This is a genomic window from Rhodococcus sp. Eu-32 (assembly GCF_003336925.1).
GTDB classification, from domain to species: Bacteria; Actinomycetota; Actinomycetes; order Mycobacteriales; family Mycobacteriaceae; genus Rhodococcoides; species Rhodococcoides kyotonensis_B.
Map to the genome: position 1 here is coordinate 1 of NZ_QGNK01000062.1, position 524 is coordinate 524.

General features: G+C 62.2%; 1 protein-coding gene. It reads right to left on the minus strand.

The window, feature by feature from the left end:
• A partial coding sequence (locus DK926_RS26315; RefSeq protein ID WP_165839682.1) for an IS3 family transposase occupies positions 1–268 on the minus strand: 268 nt, incomplete at its 3' end.
• Between the last annotated feature and the right edge of the window lie 256 nt (positions 269–524).

The window sequence follows — 524 nt, forward strand, 5'->3', positions numbered from 1 at the left end:
ACGTCCGGACGTAGGTGATATCGACCACCCACAATCGATTCGGTTGTGTTGCAACGAAATTACGTTTCACACTGTCCCGCGGCCGCACCCCAGCAGGGTCGGGTCGGGTGGTGAACACCTTCTTCGAGCGTTGCGCACCGCGCACCCCGGCGCAGCGCATCAACCGGCGCGTCTGTTCACGGCCGACCCGAACGCCCCGGCGGCTCAGCTCTGCGTGCATCTTCTTGACTCCGTACACCGAGTAATTGTTCTCGTGCACGGTCTTCACCAGTGGCACCAGTTCGCCGTCGCGGATTGAACGGGCCGATGCAACACGGCTTTTCGCTGCACGGTAGCCTCGCGAGGTAAGGAAGACCACACCCGCCGCCCGCAGAGCGCGACAGATGAACGAGGGTCTCGAAACGATCGCGGTACGCGTCGATGAACGCGATCATCTCGTCGTGGTCCGGTCGAGTTCCGAGGCGAAAAACGCGCTCGCCGATTTCAGTAGCTCGTTCGTTCGCTCGAGTTCGGCGACCCGCTTC